Raw genomic sequence first — 22666 nt, 5'->3', positions numbered from 1 at the left:
AGCCGAAAGCAAAAAGCCGAAAGCAAAAAGCTATTGTAGCGGAGATAAAAGCAGATAAAGTTAAATTTTATCGCTCTGGTCTCCGCTACAATAGCTTTTTGCTTTCGGCTTTATGCTTTCTGCTCTCCTTTTTCAGCTATTTTCAGTAGCTTGTGAACTGTACCAACAACGATGAGATTATGTTTGATAAGCCCGTATTTGATGCACACCTACATATTATTGATCACCGGTTCCCCATGCAACCTAATGAGGGATTTTTACCGGCCGACTTTTCTGTAGCAGATTACCAGCAACAGGTGAATACACTGAATGTACAAGGCGGCGCAGTGGTATCCGGTTCCTTCCAGGGATTTGATCAGTTGTATTTACTGGAAGCACTGAAACAATTAGGCCCCGCTTATGTGGGTGTTACGCAGATTCCTGCCAGTACAACAGATGAAGAAATTATTGCCCTCCACGAGGCCGGCGTACGCGCTGTGCGCTTTAATGTACAGCGTGGTGGCTCTGAAAGCGTAAAGCACCTGGAAACACTAGGTTTACGTGTATACGACCTCGTGAAATGGCATGTGGAATTATATGTGGATTCCCGGCAACTGCCAGGAATCTCCACCACTTTGCATAAACTACCTGCCGTAGTCATCGATCACCTCGGACTATCGAAAGCAGGATTCAAATATTTATTGCCGCTGGTGGAAAAGGGCGCCCGTGTAAAAGCAACGGGTTTCAGTCGCTGCGACTTTGATGTACTCACCGCTATGCGGCAAATTAGCGCTATTAACGCCGGCGCTTTATTATTTGGTACTGACTTGCCATCCACCCGTGCACCGCGTCCATTTGCAGCTTCTGACCTGCAGCTGATCCTGGATAATTTTCCGGCTGATCTGGCCGCGAAGATATGCAGGGAAAATGCATTGGCGCTGTATAAGCCGAAAGCATAAAGCGTAAAGCAAAAAGCTATTGAAGCGATTGATCAATGCGTATATATTCGCAAAGTTCAATCGCTTCAATAGCTTTATGCTTTATGGTCTCACCAATTGTCTATCCCCACTCCATCCATTTCCTTTTTCAGGTGCTCAGGCATCTGGCCATTGAGCAAAGCGCCGGGTGCGGAACTCGGGTAAATGTCTTCAAAAGTTTTTACGGTATTCATAAATACCCGGCGGAAAATATGCCGGCGTGTAATGTCATGTGGTTTCTGCAAACCTGCGGCGCCAGCCAGTTCTATGGCGCTTTCTATCGTGTCGCGGTGATAGTTGGCTACGCGATGTTTTTTATCATCTACCACCAGACCGGCAGACAGCCATTTGTCCTGTGTAGCAACGCCCGTGGGGCATTTGTTGGTATTACATACCAATGCCTGTATACAACCCAATGCCATCATCATGGCGCGTGCACTATTGCAGGTATCAGCTCCCAGTGCCATGGCGCGGAGCATATGATAGCCGGTGAGTATTTTACCGGACGCAATGAGCTTCATATGATGACGGATATTGAAACCGGTGAGAGTATCATGCACGAAGGAAAGTCCATCCATGAGCGGCATTCCTACAGAGTTGGAGAACTCCGGTGGTGCCGCACCTGTGCCGCCTTCTCCACCATCTACCGTAATAAAGTCAGGGAAGATATTTGTTTCTACCATCGCCTTACAGATAGCATAAAATTCCCGTGGCTGGCCTATACATAGCTTAAAACCTACCGGTTTGCCCTGGCTGAGATCCCGCAACCGCTGGATAAACAGCATCATTTCCCGTGGACTGCCAAATGCTTTGTGATAGGGAGGGGAAAACACGGTGGTATGTGGTTTCACATGACGGATCGCTGCAATTTCCGGTGTATTTTTAGCCGCAGGTAATATGCCACCATGGCCGGGTTTAGCTCCCTGGGATATTTTTAGCTCTATCATTTTAATCTGTGGGAGAGCCGTTTTTTCCGCGAAAAGACTATCAGAGAAATTGCCATCGTCAGTACGGCAGCCAAAATAGCCGGTACCAATTTGCCAGATAATATCGCCGCCTTGTACCAGGTGAAAATCACTGATACCGCCTTCGCCGGTATTATGGGCAAAGTTCCCGATTTTGGCACCGCCATTCAACGCCTGTACAGCGTTGGAACTCAGCGAGCCATAACTCATGGCGCTTACATTGAGGATGCTGGCGGAATAAGGCTGTTTACAGTCTTTCCCACCAAATACTACCCGGGGATCTTTCTCCAGGTTATCAAAATTCTGCGGCTGAATAGAATGTGCCATCCATTCATAGCCTTCTGCATACACGTTAAACTGGGTACCAAAAGGCTGGGAATCCAGTTCCCGCTTAGCCCGCTGGTAAATAGTGGACCGGTCTACCCGGTTAATCGGGCTGCCATCTATATCACTCTCTACAAAATACTGGTAAATCTTGGGGCGCAATGCTTCCATCCAGTAACGCGCACGGCCTACAACAGGATAGTTGCGGATAATGGCATGTTTGGTTTGTAACATATCCAGTATACCCATGATAACAATAGGTACTACCAGGATCAGCAGCCAGAATACCCAGGGGAAAAATACGCCGAGTAAAATGATCACTGCTAAGCTCACACATGAAAATCCGATAAATGCTTTAACCATGGACTTTGATTTTTGTAATTTTTTGATGCTCCTGTTTAGGGAGATAGTTGAATACTTCCTTATCTGTTTTTCTTCATTCCCATAAATCTACTTAACGCACGCCAGATAAATTTGTTAAATATATCTGCCCCAAACATTTTCCATCTCTCCGTTCATCCCAAAATCCAACATATAAAATGAATCAGCTATCAGTTTTTAAATTAATTTATTATCTTTCAACCTAAGCCAATTTTTTAATTAATCCACAACATGAAAAGATACAACTATCTTGGTAAGTTGGTAGCAACCGGTTTGCTGTTATTCAGTACCGTAGCAGGTGTGCAGGCACAACAAACTCCTTACGACGTTGCCCGGCTGAAAACCAGCTGGGAAGTGGTAGAAAACCACTACCAGGGAAAAGACAACTTCCTGTCGGCCTTTACCTTGGTGAATACCGCCAGCAAACCATTTCCGGCAAAAGGGTGGCAACTGTATTTCAATTTTATCAGAACTGTCGCCTCCACTGAGTTACCCGGCCACGTGAAAGTAGAACACATCAATGGTGACCTGTACCGTTTTGTACCAGCCGAAGGTTTCAACGGTATTGCTCCCGGTGACTCGCTGAAACTGGCTATCGCCGGTGATGCCTGGGCCGTTAACTTTACCGATGCCCCCACCGGCTTATATATTGTTTGGGAAAATCAACCGGAAAAAGGCCTGTTGATTAAAGATTATAGTATCCGTCCTTCTACCACCGCTAAACAACTGATGCGCTATCCCGGCGATAAAACAGCCGTAGTAACGCCAACGGATATATTTAAACAGAATGCTGCGGTAAAAGATATCCCCGCTTCGCAACTGCCGCTGGTATTTCCTACACCAGTAACGTATAATGCTACCGGCAATGACCTGGTGCTGAACACCCTACCTGTCATCACAGCCGATCCGCAGCTGTCTGCCAGCGCAGATGTGCTGAAAGAGGAGTTGCAGACGTTGTTGGGTAAGCGCACCACGCCCGGCACTGTTTCCGCTACATTGACCTATGATGCAGCGATAGCAGGTAAAAACAACGAAGGATACAGCTTAAAAGTAAGTCCACAGGGCATTGCTATTAAAGCTGGATCTGAAGCCGGCGCATTCTATGCTATTCAATCTCTGAAAACATTGATTGCACCAACTGCCTGGTCTGCGGTGCAAAAATCTGTTACTATCCCCGGCGTAGAAGTAACCGATGAACCTCGCTTTGGATATCGTGCTTTCATGATCGACGTAGCCCGCAACTTCCACAACAAACGGGACATGTTGCGTATTCTCGATTTGATGGCGCTGTATAAGCTGAATATATTACACTTCCACTTCAGCGATGATGAAGGCTGGCGCGTGGAAATACCTTCCCTGCCTGAGTTAACACAGGTAGGCGCCAAACGTGGACATAGCACCACCTGGAGAGATATGTTACCGCCTTCTTATGGCTCCGGCCCGGATACCACCAATGCTGCTGGTACCGGTCATTTCTCCCGCAATGATTTTGTTGAAATATTACGCTATGCAACGGCAAGGCATATACGTGTATTACCTGAAATAGAAAGTCCAGGTCACGCACGTGCTGCCGTGAAATCAATGGAATCCCGCTACTATCGCCTGAAAGCAGCCGGTAAAGAACAGGAAGCCAGCGAATATTTACTGACCGATTTGCAGGATAAATCTGAATATCAATCTGTGCAAGCCTGGAGTGATAACGTGATGAACGTGGCTTTACCTTCTACTTATCGTTTCCTCGATAAAGTACTGGAAGAATTACAGGCCATGTATAAAGAAGCCGGTGCACCGCTGACACAAGTACATATGGGCGGCGACGAAGTGCCAGGGGGCGTATTTGAAAAATCACCCGCTTGTATTGCACTGATGCAACAAGATAAATCCATCACGGGTGTAAATGATTTGTGGTACTACTACTACCGCAAAGTAAATGACTTGCTGAAAGCCCGCGGCCTCACCGTAGCAGGCTGGGAAGAAGCAGGGATGCGTAAAACTTCCCTGGCAGGCGAAGCGCAGAGCATTCCGAATCCAGATTTCGTGAACGATAATTTCCAGCTGAATGTATGGAATAACGTGATCGGCGGCGGACAGGAAGATTTATCTTATCGCCTGGCCAATGCTGGTTATAAAGTGGTGTTGTCTGGTGTGAGCAACTTCTATTTCGACATGGCTTATATGAAGTCATTTGATGAGCCAGGCTACTACTGGGGCGGTTTCGTAGATGTGGATAAACCGTTTTATTTCATTCCTTTCGACTACTACAAAAATCAAAAAGTAGATGGTAAAGGCAATCCGGTAACGCAGGATATGTTTGTAGGAAAAGATCGTCTCACTGGTTTCGGTGCTTCCAACATTCCTGGTATACAAGGTTTGCTGTGGAGCGAAACAGTAACCAGCTCTGACCGCATGGAATATATGATGTTGCCTAAATTACTGGGGCTGTCAGAACGTGCATGGGCGCAAGACCCGGCATGGGCTACGGAGAAAGATCCGGCTAAAGCAGAAGCAATGTATGCACATGCCTGGAGCGTATTCAGCAATGTAATGGGTAAACGCGAAATGCCTCGCCTGGATTATTACGGAGGTGGCTTTAACTGGCGTATTCCAACTGCTGGCGTAACTGTGGAGAACGGTGTATTTAGCGCCAATGTACAGATGCCCGGTTTACAGATCCGTTACACTACTAACGGTGAAGAGCCTACGCTGAAAAGTCCGTTATACACTACGCCGGTAAGCGCCGGTGGAAAAGTGGTGAAGCTGAAAGTATTCAGTCCCCGCGGACGCAGCAGCAGAAGCACTACAGTAAAGGTGCCGGTAGCGGATACACAAATGAAGAATAATAAATTGTAAAGAGGCGTAAAGCAAAAAGCATAAAGCATAAAGCTATTGTAGCGGATGATCAAAGCGTGTATAATTCGCAATGATCATCCGCTACAATAGCTTTATGCTTTATGCTTTTTACTTTATGCTCCCGCTCATCCTTTTTTCCTTTCTCCCTTTTCGCCTTTTTGTATTTTGTTCGCTAAACCCATAACAACCTGATGTTTCGTACTATTCCACTGATACTTTGTTGTAGCTTGTTAGGTATTTCCGTAGTAGCACAAAAGAAAAACGACTCCTATCAATTGCAGATGCGTAAAGCGAATTCGCCGGTAAAGATAGATGGTGTGATCGATGAGGCTGCCTGGCAACAGGCAGATGTCACCACGCAATTTCATATGGTGTTGCCTATGGATACCAGTTTGGCGCGATTACGTACAGAGGTGCGGATGACTTACGATGATAAAAATATTTACCTGTTGGTAGAGAACTATACCGTGGGAGATGGGCCTTATATGGTAGAGTCATTGCGCAGGGATTTCTCCTTTTTGAAGAATGACAACTTCCTCTTGTTCATGGACCCATTCGATGACCAGACTAATGGTTTCACGTTTGGCGCCAACGCCGCCGGCGCCCAGTGGGATGGGTTGATGTATGATGGCGGAAAAGTGGACCTGAGCTGGGATAATAAGTGGACCTCTGTAGTGAAGAACTATCCGGATAAATGGGTGTTTGAAGCCGCGATTCCTTTCAAAACTATTCGATATAAAAAAGGGATCACCAAATGGGGGATTAACTTTAGCCGCAACGATTTGAAAACAACCGAGAAATCGGCCTGGGCGCCGGTACCGCGACAGTTTGCCACTGCCTCGCTGGCCTACACCGGCAGCCTGGTATGGGATGCCGCGCCGCCGGAAGCAGGTGCGAATGTGTCGTTGATCCCTTATTTACTGGGAGGTATTTCCAAAGATTACGAGAAGGGCACATCTGAAAAATGGCGCCGCGATGCGGGGCTGGATGCGAAGGTGGCAGTGACTTCGTCCCTGAATCTGGACTTAACAGTGAACCCCGATTTCTCGCAGGTAGATGTGGATAAGCAGGTAACAAACCTGGACCGGTTTGAATTGTTTTACCCGGAGAAGCGGCAGTTCTTTCTGGAGAACGGCGACCAGATGTCGAATTTCGGTTATTCCACCATTCGTCCTTTCTTCTCCCGCCGCATTGGTTTGGGAGGGGTGCCTATTCGTTTTGGGGCCAGACTGAGTGGCAAAATCAATAAGGACTGGCGTTTGGGCGTGATGAATATGCAAACTGGCAAGCAGGAAGAAACCGGGCTACCGGCGCAGAACTTTACGGTAGCGGCTTTGCAGCGTCGGGTGTTTTCCCGTTCCAACCTTGGATTTATTTTTATCAATAAAGAATCGGTGAATTATGATCCGTCGAAAGTGACCGATCAGCCGATATACAACAAGTATAACCGGAATATGGGGCTGGAGTATAACCTGGCTTCTTCCAATAACTTCTGGACGGGCAAGGCCATGTTCCTGAAATCGTATAGTCCGAATAAGAGCGGGCATGACATGGCCCATGCGGCCAACCTGCAATACACCAGCAAAGAATGGAATATTAGCTGGCAGCACGAGTATGTAGGAAAGAACTATAATGCGGAAGTAGGATATGTACCCAGACAGGGGTATGTGAAGATGGTGCCGCAGATTACCCGCCTGTTTTTCCCTTTATCCGGTAAGGTGCTGAGTCATGGACCGCAGGTAACCAGTACCTGGTTTTTTGAGGAGAAGGACCTGCATCGTACCGACAATGAAACGATCCTGAACTATGGCATTGTGTTCCGCAAGCGGAATACCCTGAATGTATGGGCTTCTAATACTTACATTCAGTTACTACAGCCTTTTGATCCTACCAATACCCGTAAAGATAGCCTGCTCGCCGGCTCCCGGCACAACTGGAATACCGTGGGGGCGGATTATGTATCCAAGCCACAGTCGTTGTTTACCTACGCGTTATCGGCCCGTTATGGTGGTTATTACGCGGATGGTACCCGGCTGATGACGAATACAGAGCTGGGATATCGTTTCCAGCCTTTTGTGAGCATCGCCCTGAGTGCTAATTACAACTACATCAACCTGCCAAAACCATGGGGCACTAATTCGTTTTGGCTGGTGGGGCCACGCCTGGATGTTACCATGACCAATACCCTGTTTTTTACCGGGTTTATGCAGTACAATGGCCAGCAGAAGAACATGAACCTGAATACCCGCTTTCAATGGCGTTACAGGCCCGCTTCTGACCTCTTTATCGTGTATACGGACAATTACCTTCCCGAACCCTTTTATGTGAAAAACAGGGCCCTGGTGCTTAAACTGGTGTATTGGTTTAACATTTAATACGGGGTCCGTATTAACTGTTAAGAATCTATTAACACTTCAATCTTTTATTCCGCTTAACATTGCTGCACTGAGTTGGTGTATGATACGACTATACCCGTTGGTATATACATCATGTTTTCATTTACTATCGTTGTGAATCATATCTCCCTATGGTGTTTACCATGGGGATTTTACCATTTTAAAATCCTTTTTATGCATCCTTTTATACCAGGGCAGCTACTGCGTATATGCTGCGTATTTTTAGGGCTGGCAGGATCTGCAGCCGCACAGTCGCCAACTGTGATTGCCGGTAAGGTAACTGACCAGCCGGTACGCAATGTGTCGTTAGCCTATTGGTACGACCCGGGTGTTTCGGCTGCATTTACGCAGGATACCTTATTAAAAAAAGATTCCTTTTATTTCCGTTTGCCGCTGCCGGTTGGCAGGCAGGTATTTTTTTATGCAGATGCCGGTAGCGGATATCAGTTCTATGGCCTGATCCGGGAAGGCGATAGTGTTCATATCACGATGCAGGGCGATAGTATGGTATTTACCGGCAGGGGAGCGGTGGTTAACCGGGGATTGTATAAAGCAAGACGGGAACAGGCACAGATCCCGCTGCCAGTACAGGCTACCGCAACGGCGCTGGCAAGTGTGTACCGGCAGCAGTTGCAGGCTGGTAACCGTGTATTGGCCGCTTATCGGGATAGTATGCCGGCTGCTACCTGGTTGCTGGTGCAGGCGCATGTACAGGGAGAAGTAGCCGGCAAGCTGCTAAGCACTTTATGGAAGCTGCCACCAGCGCCTGATAGCACGTTGGAAGAACGGCAGGTACAGTTTTATCAACAGTACATTCTACCCGCATTGCCATCGATTACAATRTCGGATACAACGGCCATGTCTATACGTTATTTAGGTTATTTGCTGCAAAAAGCAGAAGCAGATTACTTTATACAACACCGGTACGAATGTAACAACCGGGCTATATATGAATGGATTAAAACGCATTACAGTGGCCGGTTTCGGGATAAGCTGCTGGCCCATGCACTCACCCTCGGTTTTGCAGCGGGTAATCAACAGGAAGAGCAGGAATGGTGTGTAAAGGACTATCTGTCTATGGCGCAGGATGAAGCCTGCAAGCAGGCTGTCGGAAAGCTTTATGGCCGCTCCAGGAAAGGAATCAGCAAGGGTAACATGGCCCCTCCCTTTAGCTTTCCGGACCAGCAAGGCAAGCAGGTAAGCCTGCAGCAATTCAGCGGAAAGGTAGTGCTGCTGCACTTTTATAATGGTAGTGATTCATTGGGAAGGATACTCTCAGAGATACAAAACTGCTTCAAAGAAGGCACTGTGTCATTTGTGAATATCTGCTGCAATGGGGCCACAGCAAAGGAGTTGCCAGGATGGTTGTTGTCGATGGATACTCAGCATTCCGAGGTGTTAACGCAGTATAATATTAGTAGGTATCCTGCATTAATTGTGGTAGGAAAGAATGGAAAAATATATGCTACCAGGCCACCGGATCCCGCTATGGACTATGGAACAGCGTTAACCAATATTATCTATGAAGCATTATTGCAGTGAGTGTTTTTTTCKGGTTTTATGCCAATAAAAAGATGTCCCGAACGTTTAATAAATGTCCGCAGATAGATCGCATCAGCGCCATTGCCTTGCAGCTAAATTTTGAAAAACCCGTTTAAACCAGATTGTTAATATTTACATTTAAATATATATATGAGAATGCTGGTTTAATCAAGACACATTCCGTAAATTCAGTAAATAACCGTTAAGACCCCTCTATGCCACATGCCAAAGCGTTATTTTGACAGACTACAGACCATTGATTACCTCATCAGGATCAAAGGGACCGGTAAACCCGCTCAGTTAGCCAAGCGGCTTCGTATTTCCGAAAGAACACTATATGAATTCCTCAAAATGATGAAGGAGTTAGGTGCTCCCATTGAGTACGACCGGTACAAAGAAAGTTACTACTACTCTGAAAAAGGTGGATTTAATGTCAGGTTCTCGAAAAATCTGATCACCGTGAGTACAATGTTGCTTTTACTCCTGCACATCTGGTAAACATGGTCCGCGCACCGGCCCAGTTAACCGGCCTTCCCGTTAGCTCCCCCTGCGCCCACGACACGCCCGCTTTTGGGCCTTAGATCTGTTCAGACAGCTGTTTATTCAGCTGAGAAAAGATCTTTTCTGTAAGCCTCCCTGAAGTGGTAGACAGGAAAGTTATTGCCCCCTTAGGGACGATCACTTTAACTGTCCACCTTCTTTTTCCATAATACTTAACATTGGATTAACGGTTCCCCTCTAAAATAAATCCAATTTTATCCAAAAGTATTGTCAGCTTTTCATAAAGTATTATGCGAACCATATTTCTTTTTTCATATCGCGGTTTAGATTAGATTTTAGATAATACGCGGGTCTCTGTTCAGTCACCTGCTTTAACTTTAATCTTCTGTGCCCGCGGGCAACTGACTGGAGAGATTTTTCGTAGCCGTAACGAACCAAAATCAGCGCTATGGTACTAAACTGTATTATTTTAGGGAATGACCCGGAAGGATTCGGGGAACTGGAGTCTTTTCTGTCAGCAATCCCATACGTTTATTTAGTAGGACGCTATCAGACGATGAATGATGCAAGGATATGGCTGGATGCCCAGGTCATAGACGTACTGCTGGTTGGATGCTACGCCGATCCACTCCCGCCTCCGCCCGGCCCACAGGATGTATTACCAGTAATGGTGATGACCTACTCCGATCCCCCTGGTAGCTTCGATTACCTGCCAGTAGGACTCTTGCATTTGCCCTTTACTCAAACAGCATTGACCGACGTATTCACCAAAATATATAACCTCATAGATATGGAAGGAATAACCCGCCCCTCAAAGTATGCTGCCGAGTATTTTGTACTGAAAACAGCACACCGCCTCGAAAAAGTGTTTTACAAAGACCTGCAGTACATAGAAGTCATGGATGACAATATCACCCTGCACCTGGAAGATCAAAAGCTGGTGACTACAGAAACACTGGATTGGATCATCTCCCAGCTACCCGCCAATGTATTTATGCGGGTACATCGCTGGTTTGTAATAAGCCTCCGGCATATTACCGAACTAAATCAGGACCACGTAATGGTAGGCGCCGCGAGAATTTCGCTGACCACCAGCATGCGGAATGAACTGGAAAAGCGGTATAAATTGCCCATGTAAGGTGAACGATCAGGGATGTAAAGCGGCCAGTATCTTACCAGCCACGCCATTAGCATCTTCATCATAAGCATGTCCGCCCGGAAGTATCAGCTTCTGATAAGGAATACTCAGCGCAGAAAAATTAAACTCCTTTTCTTCTGCCCCAAAAACTAATAACAAAGGTTTTCCGGAAATTTTGTTCATTTCCGCAGTCACACTCATGCCCTTATTGTTGGATTTCCCCAGCATATCAGATACATGCACTTCCAAATCGGTGGTTAAAGACGGAGAAAGCAATACGACGTGTTTTACCTCAGCAGCCACTTCCCCCGGTAAACTGGTGTAGATAAAAGGCATTACATCTGCGCCCAACGAATAACCAATCAACACTACTCCATTGTTACTGGACCATTGCGACTGGTAATTTTTAATCAACGCCGCCACATCTCTGGCAGCCTGCTGAGGCGTTTTCTTATTCCAGAAATACTTCAGGGCATTTAACGCAACTACCGGATAATTTTTCTGATGGAAAGACTCTATCACATTGGCGGAAAACTTCTTCATACCACCATCGCCGGTAATATAAAGGATCAGCGGAGCCGTGGTACCTGCTGCAGGGGGCTTGGTCACCACCGGCAGATTACCGATGTTTTGTGCGGGCGCCTGCGCTGTAGCCAATAATAATACCCCGATCCCGATGAATAGCTTCGCTGTCTTTGATAACATTCCTGATAATATCATATGGCCTTCTGCTTGCGATGGTAAATGAGGGCCGGAAAAACCCTACTGCTAAATTAACGCTTGCGGATGAAACAATATCAATCCTGCAATTGTTCGTTCGCAAATGGCTATGGTTGCATTACTTTACTCAACGCAGAAGGCAGCTGTATCAGGTCAAAATCATGTTCGTATACCAGGTATTTGTTGGTCCACTCAGTGGCATATTTTTCTTTGAATTCCCGTAATCCCTGGTAATGACGGAAGAAACGCAATTTTTCATAGGCATACTTCACCATTTTTTCTGCCGTATTCTCCGGTTGAATAATGCCCGACATCGGCACCATACCCAGGTTCAGGAACTGCAATTCTTTTTGCTGTGCATCCTGGATTAAAGCAATGATCAGGGCATCCATCACACCTCCCGGGGCATCTGAACGTTTGCGGATCAGATCATACGTACACTCTCCCGGCGCGTAGTCAGGGATCATATTCAGGAAAGCCACTACCTGCCCTTCGCTATCTGTTACGGTAATTACATCCTGTTCAAGGATGCTATCTGCATCAAAAAGACCCTGTGAAAAAGTAAGCTCCTTCACCTCGTATTGTTGCAGCCATTCATCACTCACGGACTTCAACGTTTCCAGCATGGCTGGCGTTTGCGGCGCTACATGAAAGGTAGTCACATAGCCTTTGTTAGCTAAACTATTCAACGCGTTGCGGAGCGATTTTTTGTCTTTCCCACTCAGGGTGAAATTGCGTATATCCATGATCGCTTCCTGTCCTATCAGCATCTTCTTCTTTTTAAGATGACTGAAATAATAGGTACTGTCCTCATCTACACGATAAAACGCAGGACGCAATCCCATCTTCTTACACTGTTGTTCAAATTCCAGTAATAGATTCAGCTTATTACTTTCACTACATACCGGTTCTTCCAATACAATGGCAAAACTGCCAGCCACCCGGTACGCAATAAATCCTTCGTATTGATCAGATACAAACAGCAACTTATCCTGTCCTACCTTAAAGTAATCCATCGGAGAATCCCCATACTGACTCAGGTAAAACCGTGCTTTTTCAAGACTGGTATTGGTTTGCTGGGTGACATGCAAGTAAGGACGGATAATGGTATAAAAGAGGAATGCCCAGGCGCTCACACCCAATACGCGAATTGCCGACATGAACTCTTTCCCAAAGCGGGTCACCGGGTTTAATCCATCATCTTCCAACAACATAAAACAGTGAAAAGCATGACGGATAGATTGTTGCCAGGTAAAGTCAATACCAAAATGACGCACATTCAGGAAATAAAATCCAATAGTACCAAAAACCAGCACCAGGAGGAACGTGGCCAAAGCCGTTACCACTCCGATATTCACCAGTTGTGGATTACTTTTTACCCGGTAATGCCTTGAGGTGATCAACAATATAACGCTGGTAATCAGCGCCAGCGAAGCTTCTTCGTAATCCAGCGCTTTCCCGATATGCCCAAACACCGATAACATAGACACTGCCAGTGCTACAATCCATGCACTGCGTAAACCGCGGAACAGGAAAGTGGCGGTTACCAGCAATACCAGCCCAAGGAATACCACCAATAAGTTAGTAGCATGTATGGACGTGCCGGGAATATAAGCACGCAGTAAATGCATCCGATTCGCCAGCGGCGGCGTGAGCACAGAAAAGATATTGACCATGCCCAACAGGAAAATCAGGATGGGTGGTAATAACCGAAGCACCAACTCTTTGCCCTTTAATGCAAAGGCAAGCATACCAGCTATCAGCGGTAGCCAGAATTCAAATAAACGGAACAACAGCGTGATTTCCAACGCTTGTAAAGTGGTGAATCCATAGTTGCTAAGCAGGTATGCCAGTGATAATTCAATAGCACCCAGCCCACGTAAAAAGGGGGAAATAATCAGGAAGATGGTAGCCACAATATAGCCTACACAAGCCGCTTCCAGCGACGGGGTAACGCCTACCGCCAGCATACTCAGGTATAAATGCGCCACACCGGCCACTTCAATCAACACAGACGCTAATACCGTATTCATAAACGCAGGCACCGATAAATGAAAAGTAAAAATTTCATCTACCTGTTGTGCTGCACCCGKAAAATATTTCACTAATAACTGATAGGCTTTGCCTTTGGTTTGCATAGAGCGCACCAGTAGCACCACGCCGAGTAACAACGCACAAATAGCCACCAGGCCCCATATGGCGTCCCGCATGGAGCCTGCATGAAACATGGAGTAAGCCACCACAGGAATACCCACCAGGAAAACAGACAGGATACCTACAAAACCGTAAATACCGGAAGCCTGATGTATTTGTTGTTTATGCAAACCGGTACGACGCAGGCTCTGTGGCAGGTAAGCCAGGGAACTAATACCACCTGCGGGCAGGAATACCGATAACAGGTTGCGCTTCAAAAAAAGTTCAGTGCTTTTTACGATATCCAGTCGCGCTCCCACTGCGCGGAAGCTGAATACATACATGGCCGCCTGCAATAAAATATATGCTACGGTAATGATTACACCCGCAATCACCCAATTGATGTCTGCCCGTTTGATGGCAGGTACTAAAGCATATAATTCATGACGTTGTGAACGGAAAAAGTAGATGGCCAGCAATATAAATAACACTGCCAGCAGCTCTTTTAAATGGAGCTTACGCAGAAATGCTGCAGTAAAAAATTTCTTTCCCAAAGGTTTGTAGGTTTCGTGAAATCGTTGTTCGCAATGAACAGCAAAGTTAGGGCAACTTTCGTATCAGTCCCGTAACCGTGCAGAGTTTAAGCGGATTTTAATAACTGATGGATAGGAATGCTATTCCATCAGGATGACTTTTTCTGTATGTAACAGTTCATCTTTTTCCCCGATAAATTGCAGGAAGTAAGTACCTCTGGCGAGATTAGCAGGTACCGTTAGTTCATAATAATTACGCTGTTGCAATGGTTGCTGGAATTTCTGATAAATTAAACGGTGCCCTGGCACATCTATCAGCGATAAGGCCTTTATATGTTGACTGGAGCCATAGTAGATATGTATCGTGCTGCCTTGCACAGGGTTAGGCCATACCACAATATCTCCCCTGATATTTTTGCCTTTTACCAAACGCACTGGTCCATAGAAGAAGGTGCCATCGGTCATGATGACTTTAAGCCGGTAAAAGATGAAGCCATCATTATGTGGTGCATCTGTAGCATCGTATCCCACCGGGTAGAAGCTGATGCCACCCGGTGATTTGCTGGAAACAAATGAAATGGAGTCGAAGTTTTGATTGAGTGCAAATTTTCGTTCAATAGCGAAGCCGCTGCATAAATATTCTCTGCCGGTAATCCAGTGAAGCAGTACACTGTCTGCATCCGTATTACTGCGATTGGCGGTGAAGAAATCGAGCGTGGTGCGGTTAGGACTGTTCACCGTTTCTGCTACGAGGCTGGTAAAGTAGTTGCTGCCACGCAGGTGTTGAAACAAGCGGGACACGGCCACTTTTTGCGGGTCCGGAGGTCCGGTAGTATAAGGGCCTGGTCTGACTGGCGCCGCCCTTACACTGGCTACATCCCAGCCGGTATCCGCAAACCGGGCCAGGTACGCGGTATTTTGATTGGCTTCGTAAACGGGCCCCTCGTCTGATTTATCAAAAACGAGGTGCAGATTAAGTGCTGCGTCTGTGGCGGTGGGTGTCACTTCCCAGGTTTTATTCACACTGGTGAGTACGAGGTTATCGCCTGTGGTCAGATTCTTCCTGACACTATCGGATACGGTTGCACGAATAGTGGTGGTAGTACCCGGATTATCGAGTACTACCGGCGTATAACTGGCTGGAATGGTGCCGATAGGAAACACTACATTTTTATCTGTAGCCGAAACCTGGCTGCGGTACACTGCGCCGCCGCCAAAAGGGCTGCCGGTAACAATAAAATGTTCGGCCGAATAATGCATAATGTTGCCGGGATTATGATGCCCCATCACCAGGTTCCAACCATTGAGGAAAAGGGAACCTCTTTGCAGATCCAGTCCATTCACCACCTTGAGGTCGCTGAGATCATCCAGGAAAACACCCGGTGAATTTTCTACGCTGATATTGGGAAAGCTGGGACCCTGGCCGGTGGCGGCACTGAAGCCTCCACTGATGTATTGATACAGCGCCGGCTTTGTTTGCATAAAGCGAAACAGTCCTCCGCCAGCGCTAAAGCCATCGCTGCTTTCATCCAGGATACTGGCATTGCTGCCGTTACGCCAGCGTAATCCGTAGAAGTTAACAACAGAGCCGGTAACCGCAAGGATACTTCCTTCATTGACCATATCCCCAAACACCGCCACCGTATCACTGCTGAATATGCTCATTTTGCTGTTGGGGTGCAGCCATGCCGATGATTGCCCGCTGACTGTCATTTGGACGATCAGGGTGAAGAATAGTATTAATATGAAGTAACGATGTTTTATAACGGTAACGGTTATATGAAAAATAAAATCAGTATCCTACCACCGTGACAAATATCTTGGTGGTATTGGAGATGCTGGGTTCCAATCCTTCTACATTGCCTCCAATCAATACCCMTGTGAGTTTACTTTCCACTAGTATGAAATTTATTTTCGTTAAGCTATATCCCAGTATGGAAACGAGGGGCGCATTGGTCACGTCTGTTCCTCCTTTGGCCGTAGCGGTGATGGACATAATTTTTGTAAACCCTGCACTGGAAATATCTACAGCCAGTTGTCCGGTAGCGAGCGGTGTGGCGGGTTGACTTACGGAGTCTGCCCAGATTTTTATATTCTGTGATACCACACCTCCGGAATTATAAAATACCGGTGCGGTAGCCGATCGCACCACATTACCACTGCCATCTACTCCCAATGCGCCGGCGCCTACCGTGATGGTGGCCGTGTTGGTCAGATTTTCCAGTCGTACGCCGGAAGTATTGGCCACGCCTGTTTTTACCTGTAGCAAAGACGTAGGCGCAGTATTCCCGATGCCTACATTACCGGTAGAAGAAACCGTGAGCCGTGCAACATTATTGGTGCGGATATTCAATGCAAATGCATTGGTGCTACCAATGAATTTGGTGGTACTGTCTGTCAGCGCATTACCGGTTAACAGCCATTGGTTGTTACTCACGGCAGTGCTATCTGCCAACCTCGACCAGGCGCCATTTCTCCGGATCAGCAGGCTGCTGGCCGGTTTAAAGTAAATGATCATGCCATCCGGGGAAGCAGGTAGCGGGGACACAGTGGTATCAGTAATCCGGGGTAGTAAGAGTCCCTGGTTGGTGGTATTCAGTTCCAGCAATGCGGCTTTAATGGCAGAAGACGTAGGGTCCCCCAGCTTGAGCTGTTGCGCATGTACGAATATACACAGCAACAGTAGCACGCATAGCCATATGCTGCTTTTAACGCTTGCTTTCAGCATGAATAACAATTTATAGGTAACAATAAATGGGTTTACTTTCTGATCACATACCAGTTAGTACCATCTGTTTGAATTGTTACATACGTGTAATTGTTATAGATCACATAAGAGCTGGCGCCTTCTATCTGCGCGCCGCCGGAGGGCTGCAGGGTTACCGCATTATCAATGGTGCCGGATATTTTTTTGATGGTATATATCCTGCCTATAATATTGCTGACTGGTGGTAACGTAATCGTGGTATTAGCACCGGTGGCGTTTACCAGCAAGGTATTATCTGTTTCTGCCAGTGCATCGGTGGCATTGCTGGTGGTCCGGATATTCAACGCCATGGAACCGCTTACCTGCAGGGTAGAGTTGGGGTTGGTGCTCGCACCCACTATAGCATTTTTAGCTACCGCCAATGTGTCCCGGATGGTTTTGAAACCAGCGAAAGTCTGCGTGTTACCATTTACCACACCACGGGCCGTAGCGCTTGCATCGGGAATATTCAGCGTGAGGGTGTTCGCCACGCTGGTACTGTCGAGTGCCACATCGGTGCCGGTGGTGCCGGTTTTGATGGAAATATTTGGTCCGGTGAGTCCATTGATTTTACGGATGCCAACAGAGAACGCTGCAGAATCCACATCTCTTTTTTCAAGGGCGCCGGTTACGGGGTTCCTGAACAGCACGGTAGTGGTAGCAGTGCTTACGTTAGCCGGTGCAGTATTCAGGGTAACATTGCCGGTGATGTTGGCGCCGCCGTTAGTGACTTTGATGCCACTACCAATGGTGGCTTGTCCGGTTACGCCCAGGCCGGTAACGACGCTCACGCTATCATTAAATGTTTTGGCGCCGCCGAAAGTTTGGGCTACTGCGGATACGCCACCGGGAGTGGTGGCGGTGGCAGCTACCAACGATAAGGTGCCGGCAGCGCTGTCTAATACGAGACCATTCGGACTACCTGGTGTAAGAATGAAGGCGCCAACGGTGATGGCTTTTTGTTTGGTGCTGAAGGAAAGCCAATCGGCATAAGTGAGTAAACCCGTTCTGGCGCTTGCAGTGCCTACAATGGGTATATTGAGGGAAATAGTACTATCTGCGGGGGTGGTGGTAACACCGAAGTTGGCATTCAGGGTATCAGCCCGAATGGTAAAGCCCTGTTTCGCTACACCATTCAGGGTGTGGATCGCATCTGTAAAGGCAGCTGCTGAAAGATTCCGTTGGTTGATGGTACCAGTAGCGGGATCTATCATCAGCACACTGATGAGCGTAGCGCTGGCGGGTACTTGTTTCAGGGCCACTGTTTGAGTGGGACTGATGTTAATGGCTTCTGTCGCATTGGTCCGGATGGAGAGTGCCTGGTTGTCGGATGTACCCAGGTAGTTGTTAGCCGGGTTGGTGTTGGCGTTGCCTTTCAGCAACCAGGTACCAGCGGAAGCGTCTAAGCTGTCGACCAGTTTTGACCAGTGTCCGCCGCGTCTTACCATTAAGGCCTGGCTTTGGGTGTGATAAATGATCATCCCGTCAGGGGCGGTGTTGAGTGGCGCCAGCGTAGTGTCCACAATGCGGGGCAGTAATAAACCCTGGCGTAAGCTTTCCAGTTCGAGGATGGAGGCTTTGTTGATAGTAGCCGGATTGTCGCCGATTTTTAACTGTGCAAAAACTGCAGGAGCAGACAGCAGCAGCAATAATACCAGCAGCAGGCCTTTTGAGGAGTAGTGTTTTTTCATAACAATGTTTTAAAAATGTAGGGAAGAGAGGTGCAGTAAAACTCCGAAACCAGTTTGGGGGCTGGAAAAAGGGGCAACAAAGCTGTAGACGTACTTTAATTATTCATCATAAATATAAGGTTTATCATGCGTTAATAAGACGGCAGAGCCATAAAAAAATCCCGGCGTTTTCGCCGGGATCTTGCAACAGGCAAGGCCGTTGCTGTTGTGTTGTATAACTGTTGAGTGTTAATCGGTATGCCGTTAATGTTCGGCCCGGTTATAAGGCACTACCAGTACGGGTATTCTGGAATGCCGGATAATGTATTCGGCGTTGCTGCCCAACAGCATATGATCCAGTCCGGTTCTGCCATGAGTGCCTACCACCAGCATAGATGTGTTGCCTGCATGTGCCTGTTCCAGTGTTTCATTTTTGGGATTCCCTGCAGCGACCAGTATCTGAATACGATCGTTGTTCGGGTAATTTTGTTTGTAAACTTCCAGTCTTTCTTCTACTTCCTTTATCTGTGCCGGGATGTCGGTAAATACGGGGCCTCCTTCCGGTAAACCTAAGCCGATTCCGATTTCCACTACAGAGAAGAGCGTAACGGACGCATTCATCTTATTGGCCAGTTCTACGCCTGTGCTGATCAGGTGTTCTGAAAAGCTACTCAGGTCTACTGCGATCATGATGTCTGACATATGCAGTGATATTTATTTGTGAATAATTATTCATTTTCATTTATGCTTTCAGCGCATCCCAGCAAAGGTCAAAAGCGGTATTAATCCGGCTTCTGCTGAGAGGAATGCCACTGTAATGCGTTTGTTTTATTAGTTCATTCATAGTGCCGATCAGGCAAGTGATTAATAAACCGGTATCCACAGATTTGATCAGTTGTTCCTGTTGTCCTCTTTTCATCAGTTCATAGAAGGGAGCGGCCAGTTGTTGCGCCTTTTCCCGGGTATCTGCGGTGATAAAAGGAGAGTGGTAACATTGTTCCTGAAAAATGGTTTCTTCAAAATTCTGAAGCTTATACCGTAGGATGTTGAGCCAGATTCGCCGGAATCCTAATTTGAAGGGTGTGCTCGGTTGATATCCTTTGAAAGATACCTGTACCGAATTTTCCCGGCAGGCGGCAAACAGGGCGTTGATCAGCTCATCTTTACTTTTGAAATAGACGTATAAGGTGCCGGTGGCAATCCCGGCTTCTTTGGAGATGTCGCCCATGGTGACGCCGGCAAKGCCCTTCCTCGCTACCAGCTTGAGCGCTGCCTGGAAAATCTGGGTTACTTTTTTATCGTCTTTGAGTTTCACTATACAAATATAAGCGAATAAATATTCATTTTAGCATTGCCCGGCAGCTAAAAAAAAACCTTCGCAGTGGAAACTGCAAAGGCGCTATCGCTAGATGATGATTAAATCAAAAACCCATGGGCCGTTAGACCTATGGGTTCCCATTCATCGAAAAATAACCCCGTCGGCCTGGAGAAGCCAACAGGTACAGCTCAGATATTTGTTAGTTGTATGCATTTTCAGTTATCTACAACTGTGGCACTTCAAACCCAACGATGATGAAGCGATAGCACAATATTAAAAGTATGCCCGGCAAAGAGCGTTAATTGAACCCAAACAAGAATTGAAATAACGAGCAGTAAAACGGAGAGGACCTAAAAAATAAACCTCTGCTGATGACTGCAGCAGAGGCTTTTAAAACATTCACATGGCACCTTGGTATTGCACCAGATGCTTATAACACATTATAGCCTGTTAATGAGCTAAATAAGTTGATAACAAACGGGTGAAGTTATATATATACAGAGACAGATATAACTTATTCTGCAAGCGAAATTAGTTATTACCTCCGGGAAAATTCGTTAACCGTTAGTTAATGGCGCGAAAGCACGTTTAATTGTATCATTTTCCCTTTCCCTGATACCATTTTCCATGCATTTGCATATACCAGCGGTTATGTATAATTTTTACCGTTGGTTTACTAAATTTCTCAGCGCTATGTTCCACAGGATTCCATGTTTATTATTGCTATGTCTGCTCCTGCACACTAAAATCACCGCACAGGAAATGCCTGATATGTGGAACAAAGGAGCCAGCGGCAATACCGTACATCCTGGCCTGAAATGGTTCCAGCAAGCGAAATTTGGACTGTTCATACACTGGGGACTATATTCCAAACTGGCCGGCCGCTGGCACGATAGCGCCTACTACGGCAGCGGGGAGTGGATCATGCAACGCGCTCAAGCACCAGCCGCCGAGTACGCCAAAGTTGCCCAAACCTTTAATCCCGTTGGCTTCGATGCCAATGAATGGGCCGCCACCGCCAAAGAAGCCGGCATTAAATACCTCGTTATTACCGCCAAACATCACGAAGGCTTCAGCATGTTCGATTCTAAAGTAACGGACTTCGATATCGTAGATGCTTCCCCGTATAAAAAAGATCCCATGAAAGCCCTGGCTGCCGCCTGTAAAACACAGGGCATTCCTTTCGGGTTTTATTACTCCCAGTTCCTTGACTGGCACGAATCCAACGGAGGCGGTAACAACTGGGATTTCAACGATAAAGAGAAAGACTACCAGCAATATTATCGCACTAAATCCATCCCGCAATTAAAAGAACTAATGACCAACTACGGTCCTTTAGGCATCGTGTGGTTTGACATGCCGGGCGGATTAACAGTACCCCAGACAAAAGCTATGATCGATAGCCTGCGGCTGCTGCAACCCGGCTGTTTGTTCAGCAGCAGGGTAGGGCATGACCTCGGTGATTACCGCGACTTTGGCGACTCTGAAGTGCCACCAGTGCCCATCGCCGGCGCCTGGGAATCTATTTATACACACAACGACTCCTGGGGATATATCCAACACGATCTTAATTTTAAATCACCGGAAGAAATTATTCACCTCTTGTCCAACGTGGCTTCCAAGGGCGGTAACCTGATGTTGAACGTAGGCCCCGATGGAAATGGCCAATGGCCCGCTTATTCCATCGCCTATCTGAAAGCTACCGGAAAATGGCTGCGTACCTACGGTGAAAGTATTTATGGTACCACCTGGGGCCTTATCCCCGCGCAGCCCTGGGGCGTTACTACCAGCAAACCAGGAAAACTATTCCTGCATGTATGGAGAATGCCGGCCAACAGACAATTGCGCGTACCCGGTGTAACAGCAAAAATTAAATCAGTTAAAATACTCGGTAGTTCATCTTCCCTTACCTTTAAACAACTACCGGAAGAAGCCATTATCCAGCTGCCGGTAACGCTGCCGGATACACGAAATACGGTGTTGGTGATGGAGTATAGCGGTCAGCAGCCGGACTTGTCGCAGCTGCGCACACAAACGGTGAGCAGCGAATATCCACAGGCAGAAATACCTGCCGTTTGGGCGGTGTTTAATGGTAATGCGAAAAGTAAACTGTTTACCTACTCGCATTATTTCGGCGACTGGAAACACGACAACTGCATCACCGGCATGGTGCAACCGGATGATGTCATCATCTTCCCGCTGGACATACAGGATGCAGGTGATTATAAAGTAATACTCGACTATGCCTGCGAGCCGGCCAGCGCTTCCCAGCAGGGGCTCGTCACCGTTGGCGGACAGCAGCTGCCTTTCCTTACACTAACTACAGGTACCTATAGCAGCCATCTGCCGATGCAGTTTATTCAACATGCTGTGGGTATTGTACATATTGATAAAGCAGGTAAACAAAACCTGACTGTTAAACCGGTATCCGGTAATAAAAATGAGCTATGTTGGTTGCGTAAGGTGATCCTGCAGCCCGTGAAATAATTGTAT

The 22666-nt window shown here is 47.0% G+C and carries 15 protein-coding genes; 7 read left to right on the top strand and 8 right to left on the bottom strand.

The window, feature by feature from the left end; translation table 11 throughout:
* The first annotated feature begins 179 nt into the window (after positions 1 to 179).
* Positions 180 to 938: an amidohydrolase family protein gene (locus AC1DFM_RS06830; protein WP_477075950.1), complete on the top strand. Its 759-nt coding sequence runs from the start codon at positions 180 to 182 to the stop codon at positions 936 to 938.
* Positions 939 to 1027: 89 nt separating this feature from the next.
* Here the strand turns inward: AC1DFM_RS06830 and AC1DFM_RS06825 are convergent, their stop codons facing one another.
* Positions 1028 to 2608 (bottom strand): FMN-binding glutamate synthase family protein, encoded by a 1581-nt coding sequence (locus AC1DFM_RS06825; RefSeq protein WP_477075949.1) that lies wholly within the window; start codon positions 2606 to 2608, stop codon positions 1028 to 1030.
* Positions 2609 to 2857: 249 nt separating this feature from the next.
* Here AC1DFM_RS06825 and AC1DFM_RS06820 point away from each other — a divergent pair, with 249 nt between their 5' ends.
* The 5 genes from AC1DFM_RS06820 to AC1DFM_RS06800 all read left to right on the top strand — a co-directional run bounded on the left by AC1DFM_RS06820 (position 2858) and on the right by AC1DFM_RS06800 (position 11053).
* Positions 2858 to 5476, top strand: coding sequence for a family 20 glycosylhydrolase (locus AC1DFM_RS06820; protein ID WP_477075948.1), 2619 nt, complete (start codon positions 2858 to 2860; stop codon positions 5474 to 5476).
* Between the two features lie 191 nt (positions 5477 to 5667).
* On the top strand, positions 5668 to 7851 hold the full coding sequence (locus tag AC1DFM_RS06815) for a DUF5916 domain-containing protein (RefSeq protein ID WP_477075947.1): 2184 nt from the start codon (positions 5668 to 5670) through the stop codon (positions 7849 to 7851).
* Between the two features lie 195 nt (positions 7852 to 8046).
* On the top strand, positions 8047 to 9414 hold the full coding sequence (locus AC1DFM_RS06810) for a peroxiredoxin family protein (RefSeq protein ID WP_477075946.1): 1368 nt from the start codon (positions 8047 to 8049) through the stop codon (positions 9412 to 9414).
* A 222-nt stretch (positions 9415 to 9636) separates the two neighbouring features.
* Entirely contained in the window at positions 9637 to 9912 is a 276-nt protein-coding gene (locus AC1DFM_RS06805) for a hypothetical protein (RefSeq protein WP_477075945.1), read from the top strand.
* 451 nt (positions 9913 to 10363) lie between these two features.
* Positions 10364 to 11053, top strand: coding sequence for a LytR/AlgR family response regulator transcription factor (locus tag AC1DFM_RS06800; RefSeq protein WP_477075944.1), 690 nt, complete (start codon positions 10364 to 10366; stop codon positions 11051 to 11053).
* 9 nt (positions 11054 to 11062) lie between these two features.
* On the opposite strand, the gene AC1DFM_RS06795 is transcribed toward AC1DFM_RS06800, so the two are convergent.
* From AC1DFM_RS06795 to AC1DFM_RS06765, 7 genes are all read right to left on the bottom strand, one after another.
* Complete coding sequence (locus tag AC1DFM_RS06795) at positions 11063 to 11758, bottom strand: AcvB/VirJ family lysyl-phosphatidylglycerol hydrolase (protein ID WP_477075943.1); 696 nt, start codon at positions 11756 to 11758, stop codon at positions 11063 to 11065.
* 122 nt (positions 11759 to 11880) lie between these two features.
* Positions 11881 to 14460: a phosphatidylglycerol lysyltransferase domain-containing protein gene (locus tag AC1DFM_RS06790; protein ID WP_477075942.1), complete on the bottom strand. Its 2580-nt coding sequence runs from the start codon at positions 14458 to 14460 to the stop codon at positions 11881 to 11883.
* 120 nt (positions 14461 to 14580) lie between these two features.
* Positions 14581 to 16152, bottom strand: a complete 1572-nt coding sequence (locus AC1DFM_RS06785; protein WP_477075941.1) for a T9SS type A sorting domain-containing protein — start codon at positions 16150 to 16152, stop codon at positions 14581 to 14583.
* A gap of 79 nt (positions 16153 to 16231) precedes the next feature.
* Complete coding sequence (locus AC1DFM_RS06780) at positions 16232 to 17167, bottom strand: hypothetical protein (RefSeq protein WP_477075940.1); 936 nt, start codon at positions 17165 to 17167, stop codon at positions 16232 to 16234.
* A gap of 32 nt (positions 17168 to 17199) precedes the next feature.
* Positions 17200 to 18876, bottom strand: coding sequence for a hypothetical protein (locus AC1DFM_RS06775; RefSeq protein ID WP_477075939.1), 1677 nt, complete (start codon positions 18874 to 18876; stop codon positions 17200 to 17202).
* Positions 18877 to 19119: 243 nt separating this feature from the next.
* Positions 19120 to 19557 (bottom strand): universal stress protein, encoded by a 438-nt coding sequence (locus tag AC1DFM_RS06770; RefSeq protein ID WP_477075938.1) that lies wholly within the window; start codon positions 19555 to 19557, stop codon positions 19120 to 19122.
* Positions 19558 to 19597: 40 nt separating this feature from the next.
* Positions 19598 to 20170: a TetR/AcrR family transcriptional regulator gene (locus AC1DFM_RS06765; RefSeq protein ID WP_477075937.1), complete on the bottom strand. Its 573-nt coding sequence runs from the start codon at positions 20168 to 20170 to the stop codon at positions 19598 to 19600.
* A 696-nt stretch (positions 20171 to 20866) separates the two neighbouring features.
* On the opposite strand from AC1DFM_RS06765, the gene AC1DFM_RS06760 reads away from it, so the two are divergent.
* Positions 20867 to 22660 (top strand): alpha-L-fucosidase, encoded by a 1794-nt coding sequence (locus AC1DFM_RS06760; protein WP_477075936.1) that lies wholly within the window; start codon positions 20867 to 20869, stop codon positions 22658 to 22660.
* The last annotated feature ends 6 nt before the right edge of the window (positions 22661 to 22666 follow it).

It is taken from the genome of Chitinophaga sp. 05T412 (genome assembly GCF_056396465.1).
The sequence above is the reverse complement of the archived record's forward strand: the minus strand, read 5'-3'. Positions and strand labels throughout refer to the sequence as shown.